Origin of the sequence: Rhizobium sp. R339, assembly GCF_002211395.1 — a bacterium.
Classification (GTDB): domain Bacteria; phylum Pseudomonadota; class Alphaproteobacteria; order Rhizobiales; family Rhizobiaceae; genus Rhizobium.
The window spans coordinates 85,859-103,114 of the sequence record NZ_LOKV01000025.1; the positions used below are offsets into that span (position 1 = coordinate 85,859).

Below are 17,256 nucleotides of genomic sequence, written 5' to 3' on the forward strand. Positions count from 1 at the left end.
ACAAAAAGGCCGGAGGGAACAATCCCTCCGGCCTTGATCTTTGAGAGCCGAACCCGATCAGGCGGCTTCGGTCGTATGGGCCTTGCGGACCTCTTCGTCCGTCAGGATGCCGCTGGCGCGCAGCAGGGCGGCGAAGCGGCCGTTGCTGTGGCTGAGCTCGTCGAAGCTGCCCTGCTCGGCGACGCGGCCGTTGTCCAGGAAGAGCACCATATCGGCTTCGCGGACCGTCGACAGGCGGTGGGCGATGATGAAGGTGGTGCGGTTCTCACGCAGGTTGTCGATCGCCGCCTTGACGCGGGCTTCGGTCTCGACGTCGAGCGCCGAGGTCGCCTCGTCGAGCACCAGGATCGGCGCGTCCTTGAGGATGGCGCGGGCGATGGCGATGCGCTGGCGCTCGCCGCCGGAGAGCTTGTTGCCGCGTTCGCCGACATGCGTATCGTAACGGTCCTCGCGGGTTTCGATGAAGTCGGCAGCGGCGGCGGCTTCGGCCGCACGGCGCATTTCCTCTTCGCTGGCCCCCTCGCGGCCGAGGCGGATATTGTCGCTGATCGAGCGGTTCAGCAGGCCGGCATCCTGGAAGACGGTCGCGATGTGGCGACGCAGCGACTTGCGGGTCACCTTGGTGATATCGGTGCCGTCGACGAGGATCTGGCCGCCTTGTGCGTCGTAGACGCGCTGCAGCAGGTTGACCAGCGTCGTCTTGCCGGCGCCGGTCGGGCCGACGATCGCAACCGTCTGGCCTGCCTTCACCGAGAAGGAGACATTGTGCAGGCCCTGCGAGCTGTTGCCGAAGCCGAAGGAGACGTCACGGAATTCGATCGCACCCTTGACGTCCTTGATCTCACCGTTGCCGGCCGGCTCTTCACGTTCCTGCACCGAGTCTTCGAGCGCATAGAATTCTTCGAGCTTGGAGCGGGCCTCGAAAATCTGCGTCGCGAACTGGCGCATCAGGTCGAGACGGCCGATCAGCAGGTTGGCGAAGCCGATGAAGGCGATGACGTCGCCGACGCGCAACTGGCCGGCCTGGACGAGAATGGTGCCGATGATCAGGACCACCATCATCGCGATGGTCGACGCCATGCGGTTCAGCGCGCTGGCGATCGCCCACCAGTCGAGCACCGGATACTGAGCTTCGAGCAGGCGGTCGGCAAAGGATTTCAGCGCCTTTGTTTCAGCCTCGATGCGGTTGTAGCTGTGCAGGACAGACACGTTGCTGATCGAGTCGCTGACATGCGAAAAGACGGTGTGATAATGATTTTCGACCGAAGCCTGGCCGTCTTTGGTGCGGCTCATGACGACGCGGCCGATCAGCCAGTAGGCGACGGCAAGCACCACGAGCACGGCGGAAAGGCGCAGGTCCATCGCCATTGCGGTCGGGATTAGAAGGGCAAGCGCGATGACCGTCGACAGGTGGTTGCGCATGAATTCCAGCCAGAGGCCGAACAGCGTCTCGCACGCGCGCAGCAATGTATGCAGGGCATTGGAGGTGCCGCGCTGATGGTGCCAGCCGAGCGGCATGGAAATGATCCGGCCGAAGGCTTCCGTCAGCAGCGTCGCCCGCCGCCCATGGGCGAGCCTGTCGGCTTCGCGGGCCACCAGGACGAAGGCCACCGTGTTGAAAACGGCGAAAGCCGCCCACATGAAAAGGATGGGCTTGACCTCACCCTTGCCCGAGATCGCATCGATGATGCGACCGAACAGGATCGGCTCTGCAATCGTGATGGTCGCCAAAACGATGTTTGCGAGAACGACCAGGGATACGCGGAGCTTATAGGCGCCAAGATAGCGCAGAGCTCTTGCATAGACCTTGAAAAGCGACACGTCTAACCTCTTGTGCATCTGCGAAAACGGGGATGATGCGATGCTACAAAAGGCTACCTGAACCGGCGATTAACGGAGCATTCAGGGTTTGCCGGCCTGGGTGATTAACACGAATGTACTATCGCAGGATGCGACGAAAATGGTTGTGGCGCGAAAATTATCGCCGGGGTATATCCGCGAACAATTTGCGCTTGCATTTTAATAAATATTTAGCGCAGCATTAAATTAGAGACTGCATTTTTTGAAGAAGACCGTTTCGCGACCAATCCGAAAGCCGCCGACGGCCTCGCAAGGGGCATTTTGTGAATATTAATTCGTTAATTCAATTGCTTGTCGTCCTGGAGGAATGCTCGAAGCCCGAGGCGCTGGTCGGCGAACTCGAACAGGTCATCCGGGGCTCCGGCTTCGATTATTATGGCCTCGTGCGCCATTCCCAGCAGAAGCCGGAACCCTGGGCAGCGGCGCTTGCCGACAGCTGGCCGGAACAATGGCCGCAGATCTATGCCGCGAAAAAATATGTCCTGATCGACCCGATGGTGCGCTATCTCAACCACGCCCAGCGGCCCTTTCGCTGGCGGGAGAGCATGAAGGCGTTCCGCAAGGATGCGCATGAGCGACGCATGGAGCAGATGATGGTCGACGCTTTCGGCCATGGGCTGGAGGACGGCTACGTTTTTCCGCTCCATGGGCGCAACGGCATTCTGGGCAGCCTGAATATCAGCGGCAAGCCGGTCGAACTGTCGCCGGTGGAACTCGCGCTGTTCGAAGCGGTGGCGCGCAAGGCTTTCTGGCGGCTGCTCGATCTGAAAGGCGAGGCGCAGGCGCTGGAAACCGTGCTTCCGGCTGAGACACCGCTGACGCGGCGCGAGATGGAAATCCTGCGTTACCTTGCCGAAGGCATGACCTCGATGGAGATCAGCAAACTGCTGAAGATCTCCAATCACACCGTCGACTGGTACATGAACGGCCTGCAGGACAAGCTGAAGGCGAAGAACAGACAGCAGGCGGTGGCGCTTGCGTTCCGTCATGGCCTGATAAGCTAAAGCGCCCTCTCTGCATATGTCGTATAAACGACGCTGCCTATTTTCGTGGCGGCGCGCATCGGCATGGCGAGAAAGTGCATTTCGCAGTCGCAAGAGAAATTGAACTTCCTGTGACAAGAAGTTAAGAATTTTCTTCGCGGGTGCAGCATGCCCGCGTCTGAACGTGGAGGAAACCGTTTTGCCCATTTCCAAGATACTCGTTGCCAACCGCTCTGAAATAGCCATTCGCGTGTTCCGCGCGGCCAACGAGCTTGGAATAAAAACGGTGGCAATCTGGGCGGAGGAAGACAAGCTGGCGCTGCACCGCTTCAAGGCGGACGAGAGCTATCAGGTCGGCCGCGGCCCGCATCTGGCCCGCGATCTCGGGCCGATCGAAAGCTACCTGTCGATCGACGAGGTGATCCGCGTCGCCAAGCTTTCCGGCGCCGACGCCATTCATCCCGGTTACGGCCTCTTGTCGGAAAGCCCGGAATTCGTCGATGCCTGCAACAAGGCCGGTATTATCTTCATCGGCCCGAAGGGCGATACGATGCGCCAGCTCGGCAACAAGGTCGCCGCGCGCAACCTGGCGATCTCGGTCGGCGTGCCGGTCGTGCCGGCGACCGAGCCGCTGCCGGACGATATGGCCGAAGTGGCGAAGATGGCGGAAGAGATCGGCTATCCCGTCATGCTCAAGGCCTCGTGGGGCGGCGGCGGCCGCGGCATGCGCGCCATCCGCGATCCGAAGGATCTCGCCCGCGAGGTGACCGAAGCCAAGCGCGAGGCGATGGCCGCCTTCGGCAAGGACGAAGTCTACCTGGAAAAGCTGGTCGAGCGCGCGCGCCATGTCGAAAGCCAGATCCTCGGCGACACACACGGCAACGTCGTGCATCTCTTCGAGCGTGACTGCTCGATCCAGCGCCGCAACCAGAAGGTCGTCGAGCGCGCACCGGCACCCTATCTTTCCGAGGCGCAGCGCCAGGAGCTCGCCGCCTATTCGCTGAAGATCGCGGCGGCGACCAATTATATCGGCGCCGGCACCGTCGAATATCTGATGGATGCCGATACCGGCAAATTCTACTTCATCGAGGTCAATCCGCGCATCCAGGTCGAGCATACTGTGACCGAAGTCGTCACCGGCATCGACATCGTCAAGGCGCAGATCCACATCCTCGACGGCGCCGCGATCGGCACGCCGGAATCCGGCGTCCCCGCTCAGGCCGACATCCGGCTCAACGGCCATGCGCTGCAGTGCCGCATCACCACAGAAGATCCCGAGCACAACTTCATTCCGGATTACGGCCGTATCACCGCCTATCGTTCGGCCTCCGGCTTCGGCATTCGTCTCGACGGCGGCACCTCCTATTCCGGCGCCATCATCACCCGCTATTACGATCCGCTGCTCGTCAAGGTGACGGCCTGGGCGCCGAACCCGTCCGAAGCGATTTCCCGCATGGACCGCGCGTTGCGCGAGTTCCGCATCCGCGGTGTGGCCACCAACCTGACCTTCCTCGAAGCGATCATCGGTCACCCCAAGTTCCGGGACAACAGCTACACCACCCGCTTCATCGACACGACGCCGGAGCTCTTCCAGCAGGTCAAGCGCCAGGACCGCGCCACGAAGCTCTTGACCTATCTCGCCGACGTCACCGTCAACGGCCATCCCGAGGCCAAGGACAGGCCGCGGCCGCTTGATAACGCCGCCCAGCCGGTGGTGCCCTACTCCAACGGCAACGGGGTGAAGGACGGCACCAAGCAGCTTCTCGACACGCTCGGGCCGAAGAAATTCGGCGAATGGATGCGCAACGAGAAGCGCGTGCTCCTGACCGATACGACGATGCGCGACGGCCACCAGTCGCTGCTCGCTACCCGCATGCGTACCTATGACATCGCCCGCATCGCCGGCACCTATGCGCATGCCCTGCCGAACCTGCTGTCGCTCGAATGCTGGGGCGGCGCCACCTTTGACGTCTCGATGCGGTTCCTGACCGAAGATCCGTGGGAGCGGCTGGCGCTGATTCGCGAGGGGGCGCCGAACCTGCTGCTGCAGATGCTGCTGCGCGGCGCCAACGGCGTCGGCTACACCAACTATCCCGACAATGTCGTCAAATACTTCGTCCGCCAGGCGGCCAGGGGCGGCATCGACCTCTTCCGCGTCTTCGACTGCCTGAACTGGGTCGAGAACATGCGGGTGTCGATGGATGCGATCGCCGAGGAGAACAAGCTCTGCGAGGCGGCGATCTGCTATACCGGCGATATCCTGAATTCCGCCCGTCCGAAATACGACCTGAAATATTATACCGACCTTGCCGTCGAGCTTGAGAAGGCCGGCGCCCATATCATCGCGGTCAAGGATATGGCGGGTCTGTTGAAGCCGGCGGCGGCGAAGGTGCTGTTCAAGGCGCTGCGCGAAGCGACCGGCCTGCCGATCCACTTCCATACGCATGACACTTCGGGCATCGCCGCCGCGACCGTTCTTGCCGCCGTCGAAGCCGGTGTCGATGCCGTCGATGCGGCAATGGATGCGCTTTCCGGGAATACCTCGCAGCCCTGTCTCGGCTCGATCGTCGAGGCGCTCTCCGGCTCCGAGCGCGATCCGGGCCTCGATCCGGAATGGATCCGCCGTATTTCCTTCTATTGGGAAGCGGCGCGTAACCAGTATGCCGCCTTCGAAAGCGACCTCAAGGGTCCGGCCTCGGAAGTCTATCTGCATGAAATGCCGGGCGGCCAGTTCACCAATCTCAAGGAGCAGGCCCGCTCGCTCGGTCTCGAGACCCGCTGGCATCAGGTGGCGCAGGCCTATGCCGACGCCAACCAGATGTTCGGCGATATCGTCAAGGTGACGCCGTCCTCCAAGGTGGTCGGCGACATGGCGCTGATGATGGTGAGCCAGGATCTGACGGTCGCCGACGTCGTCAGCCCCGAGCGCGAGGTCTCCTTTCCTGAATCGGTGGTGTCGATGCTGAAGGGCGATCTCGGCCAGCCACCGTCGGGATGGCCGGCAGCGCTGCAGAAGAAGGCGCTGAAAGGCGAAAAGCCCTATACGGTGCGCCCCGGCTCGCTGCTGAAGGAGGCCGATCTCGATGCCGAGCGCAAGGTCATCGAGACCAAGCTGGAGCGCGAGGTCAGTGACTTCGAATTCGCTTCCTATCTGATGTATCCGAAGGTCTTCACCGACTTTGCGCTCGCCTCCGATACCTACGGTCCGGTCTCGGTACTGCCGACGCCTGCCTATTTCTACGGGCTGGCCGATGGCGAGGAGCTGTTTGCCGATATCGAACGAGGCAAGACCCTCGTCATCGTCAATCAGGCGATGAGCGCCACCGACAGCCAGGGCATGGTCACCGTCTTCTTCGAGCTCAATGGCCAGCCGCGCCGCATCAAGGTGCCGGACCGAGCCCATGGGGCGACGGGTGCGGCGGTGCGCCGCAAGGCCGAGCCCGGCAATGCAGCCCATGTCGGCGCGCCGATGCCGGGCGTCATCAGCCGCGTCTTCGCCTCATCAGGACAGACCGTCAGCGCCGGCGACGTGCTCGTCTCCATCGAGGCAATGAAGATGGAAACTGCGATCCATGCGGAAAAGGACGGCACGATCTCGGAGGTTCTCGTCAAAGCCGGCGACCAGATCGATGCGAAGGATCTGCTCGTCGTCTACGGCGGATAAACAGTTGGGCTGCCGGAGCGATCGAAGCCGCTCCGGCAGCCAACGGTCGCCGATCACTCGATTGTGTGCGTTCGGCTGATCGGAATAATGGAACTTTCCTTCTTTTCCTTGCCTCGCCCGGCTTGCCCGGCATGCTGCTAATTTCCTAGAAATGGCTGGCGCATAAACCCAAGGCTATGCGCCATTTCAAAGCGAGGAGTATATCGCGTCCGATCGGCCGCGGCGCTCCAGCGAACCCGCCATTCAACAGGAAAGAACCCCATGAGCCAGTTGAAAATCGCCGTTATCGTCGGAAGCACGCGTATCGGCCGCTTCGCCGAGCATCCCGCTCAATGGATTGCCGGCATTGCCAAGGAGCGTTCCGAGCTTGCCGTCGAGGTGCTTGATCTCCGCGATTATCCGCTGCCGTTCTTCGGCGAAGCTCGCGCGACGGAGGCGGAAAACGAGACGGCCGAGCGCTGGAAGAAGAAACTGCGCGAATTCGACGGCTACATCCTCACCGCCGCCGAATATAATCATGCGCCGACCGCGGTCCTGAAGAACGCCATCGATCTCGGCGAATTCATTCACAAGCCGGTCGCCTTCGTCGGTTACGGCGGCGTCGGCGGCGCGCGTGCCGTCGAGCATCTCAGGCTGATCTTCGTGGAAATGGCGGCCGCTTCAGTAAAAACGGGCGTGCACATCGCCTTCAGCGAATATCTGAGCGTGCTCAAGGAAGGCAAAAGCCTCAGCGACTACCCGCACCTCAACGAGGCGGCCAAGAACCAGCTCGACCAGCTCATCTGGTGGGGAAATGCGCTCAAGGCGGCGCGCTCGGTCGTTACCGCGGCCTGAGGCAAATCACACGGAAGCGTCTCACGTGAATCACGATTCACGTGAGACATTTCAGATATCGTAGGTATGGGCAGCGTTGATCGTCGAGATGAAGCGCTTGGTGCGTTCGCGCTGCGGCGCGCTGAAGATCGCCTTGGCGCTGCCGGTTTCCACCACGCTGCCGGCTTCCAGGAAGACGACGTCATTGGCGATCTTCGAGGCGAGCCGCAGATCATGGGTCGCCATGACCATCGTGGTGCCTTCGCGGGCAAGCTGGCCCAGAACATCGACGACCTCGGCCGAAAGTTCCGGATCGAGCGCCGAGGTTGGCTCATCGCAGAGAAGTACGCGCGGCGACGGCGCCAGCGCCCGGGCAATCGCGACGCGTTGCTGCTGGCCGCCCGAGAGCGTCGAGGGCCAGGCATCGGTCTTTTGCGCCATGCCGACCTTGGTCAAAAGCTCCATGGCGCGGTCGCGTGCTTTCTCCTTCGGCCACTTCAGCACAGTGACGAGGCCTTCCATGACGTTTTCGATCGCGGTCTGATGCGGGAACAGCTGGAAATTCTGGAAGACCATGCCGGTCTGGCGGCGGATCTTCTGGATCGCCGGCCAGCGCGTTTTTTTGCCGGGCGCGAAGGAGAGCGTCTCCTCGCCGAGGCGAATCATGCCCGCCGTCGGGATTTCGAGCAGGTTGATGCAGCGCAGCAGCGTGCTCTTGCCGCCGCCGGACGGGCCGACCAGGGCGGTGACGCTGCCCTCGGGAATGCGGATGCTGATGTCCTTCAGGATGACGGCGTCGCCGAAGCGCTTTTCGACGTTGGAAAGCTCGATCATGCATTTGCCTCCAGCATGCCGCCGTAACGCGCGAAGCGGCGCTCCAGGCGCACCTGCAACTGCGAAAGAATCGAGCTCAGGACGAGATAGATGAGCGCCGCCTCAATATAGAGGATCAACGGCTCATAGGTCGTGGCGACGATGCGCTGCGCTGCCTGGAAGAGTTCCGGCACGGTGATGGCGGCGGCCAGCGAAGTATCCTTGACCAGCGAGATGAAGGTGTTCGACAGCGGCGGCACGGCGACGCGGGCGGCCTGCGGCAGAATCGTGCGGCTCATTGCCTGACGCCAGCTCATGCCGATCGAATAGGCGGCTTCCCATTGGCCCTTCGGCACGGAGGAGATGACGGCGCGGATGATCTCGGAGCTGTAGGCGCCGATATTCAGAGTGAAGCCGATGAGGGCGGCGGGAAAGGCGTCGAGCAGGATGCCGGCGCTCGGCAGGCCGTAGAAGATCACGAAGAGCTGGACGAGCAGCGGCGTGCCGCGGATGACCCAGACATAGAAGCGGGCGACGGCAGCGACGGGCGCTGGCCCGAAAAGGCGGGCGATCGCGGTGATCAGCCCGAGGATCAAGCCGAAGGCGAAGGACAGCAGCGTGAGGGGGATGGTGAAGATCAATCCCGCCCAAAGGAGCGAGGGGAGCGATTCCGCCATCAGTTGGAGCCAGTGCGGCAAGGGGTAATCCCTCTCGTGGGTTGGTGCGTTCGAGGTTTACCCCTCCCCAACCCCTCCCCACAAGGGGGAAGGGCCTTTGGGTGGAGTGGGACCTACTTCGAAACGTCCTGGCCGAAATACTTGTCGGCGATCTTCTTGTAGGTGCCGTCGGCCTTGATGTCGGCGAGCGCCTTGTTGATTTCGGCCAGAAGCTCCGGCTCGTTCTTGCGGATGATGATGCCGGAATAATCGGCATTCTCCTGCTCGGCGGCGATTTTCACCGGCGCGTCCGGCTTGTGCTTCTTGAAATCGAGGAAGGAGAGGCTGTCATTGATCGTCGCGTCGGCGCGCTTGGTCAGCACGAGCTGGATCGACTGGTCGAAGCCATCGGTGCCGACGAGTTCGGCGCCGGCTTCGGTTGCAAGCTTGCCGAAGTTGCTGGTCAGCGACTGGGCGGACTTCTTGCCCTTGAGGTCGGCGAAGGTCTTGATGCTGTCTTCGCCTTCGCGAACGATCAGCACCGCCTTGGAAGCGATATAGGGCTCGGAGAAATCATATTTCTGCTTGCGGGCTTCGGTGATGCCGACCTGGTTGATGACCGTGTCGTAGCGCTTGGCGTCGAGGCCGGCGATCAGGCCGTCCCACTTGCCTTCGACGAATTCGGCCTTGACGCCGAGCTTGGCGGCAATGGCTTCGCCGATCTCGACATCGAAGCCGACGAGTTTGCCGCTTTCGTCGTGATAGGTGAAGGGCGCATAGGTGCCTTCGGTGCCGATCTTGAAGACTCCGGCCGATTTGATGGCTGCAAGGTTTTCGCCGGCATGGGCAGGCAGGAGGGCCGCAGCCTGAATGAGGGCAGCGGCGGCGACGGTTTTCAACCAGTTCATTGTTCTATCCATCCTTGGGAGGTTGTGATCGGATGAGGGATACTTTGCAGAAAACTAGGGCGGCGAAAGCGAAGAAAACTGCGAATAAAAGCAGCAACCGCAAATATTTTTCTCATGCTGCGCCCCAAGCCATGAATCCTGCAGAAACGGGCATCATGCGGTGATGCGGCGGCGCAATCTTTCGCTGACGATGATGATCAATCCGGCGCCGAGGATCATGGCCGCGCCGGCGACGACATTCAGCGTCGGGATATCGGCCCAGATCAGATAGCCGAGCAGGAAGGCCCAGACGAGAGAGGTGTATTCGAACGGCGCAAGCACGGAGACGGGCGCCAGGCGCATGCCCTCGAAGAGAGCGAATTGCGCCGCGCCGGCGACGACACCGATGGCGATGAGAAGCGTCAGCTGCGTCACATCGGGGGTCTTCCAGGTGTAGAGGACGGCAACGCCCGTCATCGCAAGGAAGAAGATATTGGAAACGGCAAGCTGGACGACGGTCTTCTCATGCAGCGAGGTCTTGCGCAGCAGCACCATGGCGGCAGCCCAGAGGACGGCCGCCTGCAGCGCCAGATAGACCGGCCAGGAAATCGCCAGGCCAACGGGATTGCAGGCGATCAGCACGCCGACGAAACCGACGCCGACGGCAAGCCAGCGCGCCGGCGTAACTTCTTCCTTCAGGACGAGCCAGGCAAGCACTGTGCCGACGACGGGCGCCGCGTAATAAAGCGTGGTGACCTCGGCAAGCTGCAGACGGCTTGCGGCGGAATAATAGGAAAGCCAGGCACAGAGGAGAAGAAGGCTGCGCGCGATCATCGGCTTGATGATCGGCGATGTCATGACCTGGCGGGCCAGCCTGCCGCGGCCATAGGCCAGGCAACCGAGAAGGATCGTAAGGCTGCGGAAAAACAGGATCTGCCAGACCGGAATGCTTGAAGTCAGGATCTTGATGATCGCATCATGAAAAGTGAACGCCATGTAGGCGACGCTCGTGAGCAGAATGCCCAGGCTGACGGAGTTTTTCACGGGGAATGCACCAGGGTCGCGGATAGGCCGGCGAGAATCGGGGAATGCCTTATCGGTATTCCCGGCCCTTGTACTGGTCAATAGCCATAATCGCTGCGGTGGCGGGGTTTGTTTCATAACGTCAGAAAACGTGTGATCGTGCATATTGCCTGCACGATCGTAAGTGTTTATGCACGATTTCATTATTTCAGCTGTTGAGCCGGTAGAAACATGCAGGATTTTCTGTTGCGAGAGCGCCAAGGTGTGATTTCCGAGAGGCTGCGGCTGAACGGCCGCGTGCTGGCGGCGGAACTGGCGCTTGAATTCGGCGTCTCCGAGGACACGGTGCGGCGCGACCTGCGCGAGATGGCGGCGGCAGGGCTTTGCGAAAGGGTCTATGGCGGCGCATTGCCGGTATCGCCGGCGCATGGAAGCCTGACGCAGCGCATGGGATTTGCCGCCGACCGCAAACAGGCGCTGGCCCGCGCCGCGGCACAGCAGATCGCCGCCGGTTCGTGCGTGTTCTTCGATGCCGGCAGCACCAATCTGGCGATTGCCAACGCATTGCCGGGCGAACTGGAACTTACGGCCGCGACGAATGCGCCGGTGATCGCCGCAGCGCTGATCGACAAGCCTGCCGTCAACGTCATCCTGATCGGCGGCATGGTGGATCGGCAGACGGGCGGCGCGCTCGGCGCCAAGGCCTTGCGCGATATGGAGCAAATTTCACCCGATCTCTGCATTCTCGGCGCCTGCGGCGTCGACCTGGAAGCCGGGATCACGGCTTTCGGCTTCGAAGATGCGGAATTCAAGCGGTTTGCGGCATCCAGGAGCAGAAAAGTGCTGGCGGCGGTGACCTCCGAGAAATTCGGCACGGCTGCGCCACATAGCATCCTGCCGATCGCACATTGCGAATGCCTCGTCGTCGAGCACGATGCGGATCCGGCCATCCTTGCGGGCTATCGCGAGCGTGGATGCAGGACCGTCATCGCCGAGCAAATGAACTGAGACGCTGTCATAGAGTTTAGGAAAACCGGGTGCATACAAACCCGGCAAAGAGGAAAGACCGAGAAATGGACAGTCATGTGAGTGCACCGCGGGGAGCCAGGAGCGGCTTCATTACCAGAAGCAGGGCCGCGGTTTCCCTGCTCTTTCTCATGAACGGCTTCGTCGTCGGCTGCTGGGCGCCCAAGATCCCCGATTTCGCCGACCGTCTCGGGCTGACCAAGTTCGAACTCGGGCTGATGATCCTGATCTTCGGTGTCGGCTCTCTGGTGATGATGCCGATCGCCGGTGCGCAGATTGCCAAACACGGCTCGCGTGTCGTCGTTCGGGCAACGGCCGTCTGCGTGCTGCCGCTGCTCCTGGCGTTGACGCTCGCCCCGAACGTGATCACCGGGGCGATCGCGCTCTTCCTGTTCGGCGGCTTCATCGGCGCGATGGATGTGGCGATGAATGCTAATGCGGTGTCGGTCGAAAAATCCATGCGCCGCGCCATCATGTCGTCCTGCCACGCTTTCTGGAGCCTTGGCGGCCTGATCGGCTCGGGCCTCGGCGGCATCGTGATCTCCAAGCTCGGCATTCTCGGCCATGCGCAGCTGGCAACGGTGCTGGCGGCGATCTTTCTTGCCGTCGCCTGGCCGATGATTCTCGCCGATCCGCCGCATCCTGATGCCAAGAAGGAAAAGACCAAGTTGCCGATGGTGCCGCTGCCGTGGCTGCTCGGCTTGATGGCGCTCTTTTCCATGGTGCCGGAAGGCGCGGTGCTGGATTGGGGCGCACTCTATCTCCGCCAGGAAATGGATGCGTCGGTCGCGCTTTCCGGTCTCGGTTTCGCAGCCTTTTCGGCGACCATGGCGATCATGCGTTTTGCCGGCGACCTGGTGCGTGACCGTTTGGGCGGCGTCAAGACGCTGCGCATCTGTACGCTGTTTGCCATCGCCGGCATGCTGCTTGCCAGCCTCGCGCCGGACGCGGAGATTGCCATCCTGGGCTTTGCCCTTTGCGGCATCGGCATTTCCAACATGGTGCCGATCGCCTTTTCGGCGGCCGGCAACATTCCCGGCCTCAAGCCCGGCATCGGCATCTCGGTCGTCACGACCATGGGTTACTCCGGCATGCTTGTCGCGCCGTCCGTGATCGGCTTCGTCGCGGAGCATATCGGCTTTGCCGTCGTCTTCATGGCGCTGCCGGTGCTGCTGCTGTTCGTACTGGCGTTCTCCAAGCTGGCCCACTATGCCGACGGGGTCTCCGGAGGCGGACACTGAGCGGCCTCCAAGCAAAAGTGATATGGGAAGCGGTTGACAAGAAAGCGGTCATGATCCACCTGAAAGGCACTATTTTTAGGGGTGCAAGAGCTCTTCATGTTGTCAGCCGCCGATTTTGACCCGAAACCGCGCCGTGCTTCCGTCGCCGTCGATGTCGGCGGCGTCATCGTCGGCGGCGGTGCGCCGATCGTCGTGCAATCCATGACGAACACGGATACGGCCGATATCGATTCGACCGTCGCGCAGGTTGCAGCGCTCCACCGGGCGGGCTCGGAACTGGTGCGCATCACCGTCGATCGCGACGAGAGTGCGGCCGCCGTGCCGAAGATCCGCGAGCGGCTGCTGCGGCTCGGCATGGATGTGCCGCTGATCGGCGATTTCCACTATATCGGCCACAAGCTGCTTGCCGATCATCCTGCCTGTGCCGAGGCGCTGGCGAAATACCGGATCAATCCCGGCAATGTCGGCTTCAAGGACAAGAAGGACAAGCAGTTCGCCGAGATCATCGAGATGGCGATCCGCTATGACAAGCCGGTGCGCATCGGCGTCAACTGGGGCTCGCTCGACCAGGATCTGTTGACGGCGCTGATGGACCAGAACGCCGAAGCCGGTTCGCCGCTTTCGGCCCGGCAGGTGACGCGCGAGGCGATCGTGCAGTCGGCGCTGCTTTCGGCCGCCCTTGCCGAAGAGATCGGCCTGCCGCGCAACCGCATCATCCTGTCGGCCAAAGTCAGCCAGGTGCAGGATCTGATCGCCGTCAATTCCATGCTCGCCGACCGTTCCAATCATGCGCTGCATCTCGGCCTGACCGAAGCCGGCATGGGCACCAAGGGCGTCGTCGCCTCATCGGCGGCGATGGGCTTCGTGCTGCAGCATGGCATCGGCGATACGATCCGTGTCTCTCTGACCCCCGAGCCGAACGGCGATCGCACGCGTGAGGTCCAGGTGGCGCAGGAAATCCTGCAGGTCATGGGCTTTCGCCAGTTCGTGCCCGTCGTTGCCGCCTGTCCCGGCTGCGGCCGCACGACCTCGACGGTGTTCCAGGAACTCGCCCAGAACATTCAGAACGATATCCGCAAGAACATGCCGGTCTGGCGCGAGAAATATCCCGGCGTCGAGGCGCTGAACGTCGCCGTCATGGGCTGCATCGTCAACGGGCCGGGCGAAAGCAAACATGCCGATATCGGCATTTCGCTTCCCGGCACCGGCGAGACGCCGGCCGCGCCCGTATTCATCGATGGCAAGAAGGCGTTGACGCTGCGCGGGCCGAATATCGCCTCCGATTTCGAGGCGCTGGTCATCGATTATATCGAGAAGCGTTTCGGCCGGCGGACGGCCGCGGAATGAAGATCCGCGAGATCAGATGAGCCGGTACTGGTCTGATATCGTCAGCACGCTTCGGCCCTATGTCGCGGGGGAGCAGCCCCGCATCCCCGGCCTCGTCAAGCTCAATACCAACGAGAATCCCTACGGGCCTTCGCCGAAGGCGCTGGAAGCGATCCAGCAAGCGGCGGACGATCGCCTGCGACTCTATCCCGATCCCGCCGCCACCGAATTGCGCGAAACGATCGCGGCGCGTTTTGGGCTGACGGCGGAAGAAGTCTTCGTCGGCAACGGCTCGGACGAGGTTCTCGCTCTCACGTTTCAGGCGCTGCTGAAACATGAGCTGCCGCTCCTTTATCCTGATGTGAGCTACAGCTTCTATCCAACCTATAGCCTGCTATACGAGATCGAGGCGATCGAAGTCCCGGTCGATGATCAGTTCCGGATCCGGCTGTCGGACTACGATAGGCCGTGCGGCGCGATCATCCTTCCCAATCCGAATGCGCCGACCGGCACCGGCCTGCCGCTGACCGGGATAGAGGCGCTTCTTGCCGCCCATCCGGATGCGGTCGTCGTGATAGACGAGGCCTATGTCGATTTCGGCGGTGAAAGCGCCGTGCCGCTGATTTCCAAATATCCCAACCTGCTCGTGGTCCAGACCCTGTCGAAATCCCGTTCCTTCGCGGGTCTGCGGGTCGGCTTCGCGCTGGGGCAGCGGGATCTGATCGAGGCGCTGGTGCGCGTCAAGGACAGTTTCAATTCCTATCCGCTCGATCGGCTGGCGCAGGCTGCCGCCACGGCGGCGATCCGGGACGAAGCCTGGTTCGAGACATGCCGGCGGAAAATCATCGCCAGCCGGGAAAATCTCGTACGCGAGCTCGAAGCGCTGAATTTCGAGGTTCTGCCGTCGCAGGCGAATTTCATTTTCGCAAGGCATGAAGGCCGGTCCGGCGCGGCACTGAACGCCGCGCTGCGGGAGCACGGCGTTCTCGTCCGGCATTTCGCTAAGCCGAGCATTTCGGAATTCCTGCGCATCAGCATCGGCACGGATGAAGAATGTGCCCGGCTGGTTTCGGCTCTGAAGGAAATATTGGTCGCCTGACTTTCCGATCAGCTCTTCCGGTCTGCGATGAAATGCGCCGCGGCGGTGAGGGTCGAGGCGCGGGCGCCGTAGGGGGCAAGCAGATCCTCGGCATTGCGGACATGCTGGCGGAGTTCGGTCTCGGCCCAATCCATGCCGTGGAGTGCGACCAGCGTTCCCTTGCCGCGGGCCGCATCCTTGCCGGTCGCCTTGCCCATGGTCGCGGCATCCGAGGTCAGGTCGAGAATGTCGTCGGCGAGCTGGAAGGCCAGGCCGATCTTTTCGCCGAAGGCACGCAGGCGGCGGCGATCTTCCGGCGGGCTTCCCGCGATGATGGCGCCGGCCTCGCAGGCGAAGCGGATCAGCGCGCCTGTTTTCATGGCCTGCAATCGGATGATGCCCGCTTCGTCGGGCGCCTGTTTTTCCGCCGCCAGATCGAGCGCCTGGCCGCCGGCCATGCCGCCAAGGCCGGCGGCGCGGGCAAGAGCCAGCACCAGCGCCGCTTTGCTTGTATCGGGAAGAGCCGTTTCCGGCGCTGCGATGATGTCGAAGGCGTAGGTCAGCAGGCTGTCGCCGGCAAGGATCGCGGTGGCCTCGTCGAACTTGATATGCACCGTCGGCTTGCCGCGGCGCAGATCGTCATCGTCCATCGCCGGCAGATCGTCATGCACGAGGGAATAGCAGTGCACGCATTCGAGTGCTGCGCCGATGCGAAGAGCGGCCTGCGCATCGCCGCCGAGGAGGGCGGCACTTTCCGTCACAAGGAAGGGGCGCAGCCGCTTGCCGCCGTTCAGCACGGCATAATGCATGGCGCTGCGCAGCGTATCGGGCCTGGCGATTTCATCGGAAAGGGGGCTCGGTGAGAGCAACGTGTCGAGCAGCGCCTCGGTCTCGCGGGCGTTCTTGCTGAGCCTCGTCTCGAAAGTGTCCCGGTTCGCGTCCATGGGCGCTGTTTGGCATGGGGCACCGGGGCTTGCAACGGAATTGTCGATGACTGCAGCAAGATTTCCCATGTGCTCTGGCATAAGCGCCTCACAGGCGTTATGAGAACGACAGGGAGCGAAGTGGACTGGGGACATTGGATATAGCGCCGGAGACAGAGGATATCGCCGACATGCCGGCCCGTCGGCGATGGTTCGAAGATCGGCCTGTGCTCAAGCGCATCGTTCTCGGCTTGGTGGCCGTGCTGGTCCTTCCCTACGTCCTGATCTTCCTCTACCTGCTGCCCTTCATCCATCCCGTCTCGACGCTGATGATGCGCGATCTCCTCTTGCTGCGCGGCTATGACCGCAGATGGGTTTCGCTGGACGAGGTTGCGCCGGTTCTGGTGCAGTCGGTCATGATGTCGGAAGACGGTCAATACTGTTTCCATGGCGGCGTCGACTGGGCCGAGATGCGCATGCTGGTCGAGGATACGCTCAAAGGTCAGGCGACGCGCGGCGGCAGCACGATTCCGATGCAGACGGCGAAAAACCTCTTCCTGTGGAACAGCCGCTCCTTCGTGCGCAAGGCGATGGAGCTTCCGCTCGCCGTCACCACGGATTTCGTCCTGTCGAAACGGCGGCTGATGGAAATCTATCTCAATATCGCCGAATGGGGTCCCGGCATTTACGGCATCGAGGCGGCCGCCCAGCATCATTTCAAGGTGTCGGCCTCGAAGCTGACGCGGCGCCAGGCATCGCTGCTTGCCGTTTCGCTGCCGAACCCGATCGACCGCAATGCCGGCAAGCCGGGACGCGGCCTTCGCCGGCTGGCGGGCGTCATCGAAAGGCGTGCGCAGGGCTCAGGCGATTACATCAAGTGCATCTATGAATGAGATCAGAACTTGTCGTTAGAAGCGGCAGGCGTCATCTGACATTCTTGGTTCTGCCATATGGGCGAATACA

Annotated in this window: 14 protein-coding genes; 8 read left to right on the forward strand and 6 right to left on the reverse strand. The window is 62.1% G+C overall.

The features are described 5' to 3' along the window. Positions 1 to 57: 57 nt before the first annotated feature. Positions 58 to 1,821, reverse strand: coding sequence for a glucan ABC transporter ATP-binding protein/ permease (locus ATY76_RS25410; RefSeq protein WP_088677443.1), 1,764 nt, complete (start codon positions 1,819 to 1,821; stop codon positions 58 to 60). 302 nt (positions 1,822 to 2,123) lie between these two features. Here ATY76_RS25410 and ATY76_RS25415 point away from each other — a divergent pair, with 302 nt between their 5' ends. From ATY76_RS25415 to ATY76_RS25425, 3 genes are all read left to right on the forward strand, one after another. Next, positions 2,124 to 2,864 (forward strand): LuxR family transcriptional regulator, encoded by a 741-nt coding sequence (locus ATY76_RS25415; protein ID WP_088677444.1) that lies wholly within the window; start codon positions 2,124 to 2,126, stop codon positions 2,862 to 2,864. A 178-nt stretch (positions 2,865 to 3,042) separates the two neighbouring features. Next, positions 3,043 to 6,507 carry a pyruvate carboxylase gene (gene pyc, locus ATY76_RS25420; protein WP_088677445.1) on the forward strand — a complete coding sequence of 1,155 codons (3,465 nt, stop codon included), beginning with the start codon at positions 3,043 to 3,045 and terminating at the stop codon, positions 6,505 to 6,507. 261 nt (positions 6,508 to 6,768) lie between these two features. After that, positions 6,769 to 7,341 carry an NAD(P)H-dependent oxidoreductase gene (locus ATY76_RS25425; protein WP_088677446.1) on the forward strand — a complete coding sequence of 191 codons (573 nt, stop codon included), beginning with the start codon at positions 6,769 to 6,771 and terminating at the stop codon, positions 7,339 to 7,341. A gap of 51 nt (positions 7,342 to 7,392) precedes the next feature. Here ATY76_RS25425 and ATY76_RS25430 read toward each other — a convergent pair whose 3' ends face one another. The 4 genes from ATY76_RS25430 to ATY76_RS25445 all read right to left on the reverse strand — a co-directional run bounded on the left by ATY76_RS25430 (position 7,393) and on the right by ATY76_RS25445 (position 10,720). After that, positions 7,393 to 8,154: an amino acid ABC transporter ATP-binding protein gene (locus tag ATY76_RS25430; protein ID WP_088677447.1), complete on the reverse strand. Its 762-nt coding sequence runs from the start codon at positions 8,152 to 8,154 to the stop codon at positions 7,393 to 7,395. Beyond that, the gene (locus tag ATY76_RS25435) at positions 8,151 to 8,831 is read right to left on the reverse strand and encodes an amino acid ABC transporter permease (RefSeq protein ID WP_088677448.1); all 681 of its coding nucleotides are present in this window, start codon (positions 8,829 to 8,831) and stop codon (positions 8,151 to 8,153) included. The genes ATY76_RS25430 and ATY76_RS25435 overlap by 4 nt, the downstream gene beginning before the upstream one ends. 92 nt (positions 8,832 to 8,923) lie before the next feature. After that, positions 8,924 to 9,697: an amino acid ABC transporter substrate-binding protein gene (locus ATY76_RS25440; RefSeq protein WP_088677449.1), complete on the reverse strand. Its 774-nt coding sequence runs from the start codon at positions 9,695 to 9,697 to the stop codon at positions 8,924 to 8,926. 153 nt (positions 9,698 to 9,850) lie between these two features. Beyond that, the gene (locus ATY76_RS25445; protein ID WP_088677450.1) at positions 9,851 to 10,720 is read right to left on the reverse strand and encodes a DMT family transporter; all 870 of its coding nucleotides are present in this window, start codon (positions 10,718 to 10,720) and stop codon (positions 9,851 to 9,853) included. 210 nt (positions 10,721 to 10,930) lie between these two features. On the opposite strand from ATY76_RS25445, the gene ATY76_RS25450 reads away from it, so the two are divergent. The 4 genes from ATY76_RS25450 to hisC all read left to right on the forward strand — a co-directional run bounded on the left by ATY76_RS25450 (position 10,931) and on the right by hisC (position 15,391). Continuing rightward, positions 10,931 to 11,707, forward strand: a complete 777-nt coding sequence (locus tag ATY76_RS25450) for a DeoR/GlpR family DNA-binding transcription regulator (RefSeq protein WP_088677451.1) — start codon at positions 10,931 to 10,933, stop codon at positions 11,705 to 11,707. Between the two features lie 65 nt (positions 11,708 to 11,772). Then, on the forward strand, positions 11,773 to 12,966 hold the full coding sequence (locus ATY76_RS25455) for an MFS transporter (RefSeq protein WP_088677452.1): 1,194 nt from the start codon (positions 11,773 to 11,775) through the stop codon (positions 12,964 to 12,966). Between the two features lie 96 nt (positions 12,967 to 13,062). Then, a complete protein-coding gene (gene ispG / locus ATY76_RS25460; protein WP_088677453.1) occupies positions 13,063 to 14,313 on the forward strand; it encodes a flavodoxin-dependent (E)-4-hydroxy-3-methylbut-2-enyl-diphosphate synthase in 1,251 nt (416 codons plus the stop codon). A 16-nt stretch (positions 14,314 to 14,329) separates the two neighbouring features. Beyond that, positions 14,330 to 15,391, forward strand: coding sequence for a histidinol-phosphate transaminase (gene hisC / locus ATY76_RS25465; RefSeq protein WP_088677454.1), 1,062 nt, complete (start codon positions 14,330 to 14,332; stop codon positions 15,389 to 15,391). An 8-nt stretch (positions 15,392 to 15,399) separates the two neighbouring features. Here hisC and ATY76_RS25470 read toward each other — a convergent pair whose 3' ends face one another. Then, a complete protein-coding gene (locus tag ATY76_RS25470) occupies positions 15,400 to 16,314 on the reverse strand; it encodes a polyprenyl synthetase family protein (protein WP_088677455.1) in 915 nt (304 codons plus the stop codon). Between the two features lie 134 nt (positions 16,315 to 16,448). Between ATY76_RS25470 and mtgA the strand changes: the two genes are divergently transcribed. Continuing rightward, positions 16,449 to 17,186 carry a monofunctional biosynthetic peptidoglycan transglycosylase gene (gene mtgA / locus ATY76_RS25475; RefSeq protein WP_190233731.1) on the forward strand — a complete coding sequence of 246 codons (738 nt, stop codon included), beginning with the start codon at positions 16,449 to 16,451 and terminating at the stop codon, positions 17,184 to 17,186. Positions 17,187 to 17,256 lie beyond the last annotated feature (70 nt).

Excerpts from the sequence above, each read along its gene's own strand:
- ATY76_RS25470 (WP_088677455.1), bottom strand. The coding sequence starts at position 16,314 with ATGGACGCGAACCGGGACACTTTCGAGACGAGGCTCAGCAAGAACGCC.
- ATY76_RS25455 (WP_088677452.1), top strand. The coding sequence starts at position 11,773 with ATGGACAGTCATGTGAGTGCACCGCGGGGAGCCAGGAGCGGCTTCATT.
- ATY76_RS25450 (WP_088677451.1), top strand. The coding sequence starts at position 10,931 with ATGCAGGATTTTCTGTTGCGAGAGCGCCAAGGTGTGATTTCCGAGAGG.
- ispG (WP_088677453.1), top strand. The coding sequence starts at position 13,063 with ATGTTGTCAGCCGCCGATTTTGACCCGAAACCGCGCCGTGCTTCCGTC.
- hisC (WP_088677454.1), top strand. The coding sequence starts at position 14,330 with ATGAGCCGGTACTGGTCTGATATCGTCAGCACGCTTCGGCCCTATGTC.
- ATY76_RS25425 (WP_088677446.1), top strand. The coding sequence starts at position 6,769 with ATGAGCCAGTTGAAAATCGCCGTTATCGTCGGAAGCACGCGTATCGGC.
- ATY76_RS25430 (WP_088677447.1), bottom strand. The coding sequence starts at position 8,154 with ATGATCGAGCTTTCCAACGTCGAAAAGCGCTTCGGCGACGCCGTCATC.
- ATY76_RS25440 (WP_088677449.1), bottom strand. The coding sequence starts at position 9,697 with ATGAACTGGTTGAAAACCGTCGCCGCCGCTGCCCTCATTCAGGCTGCG.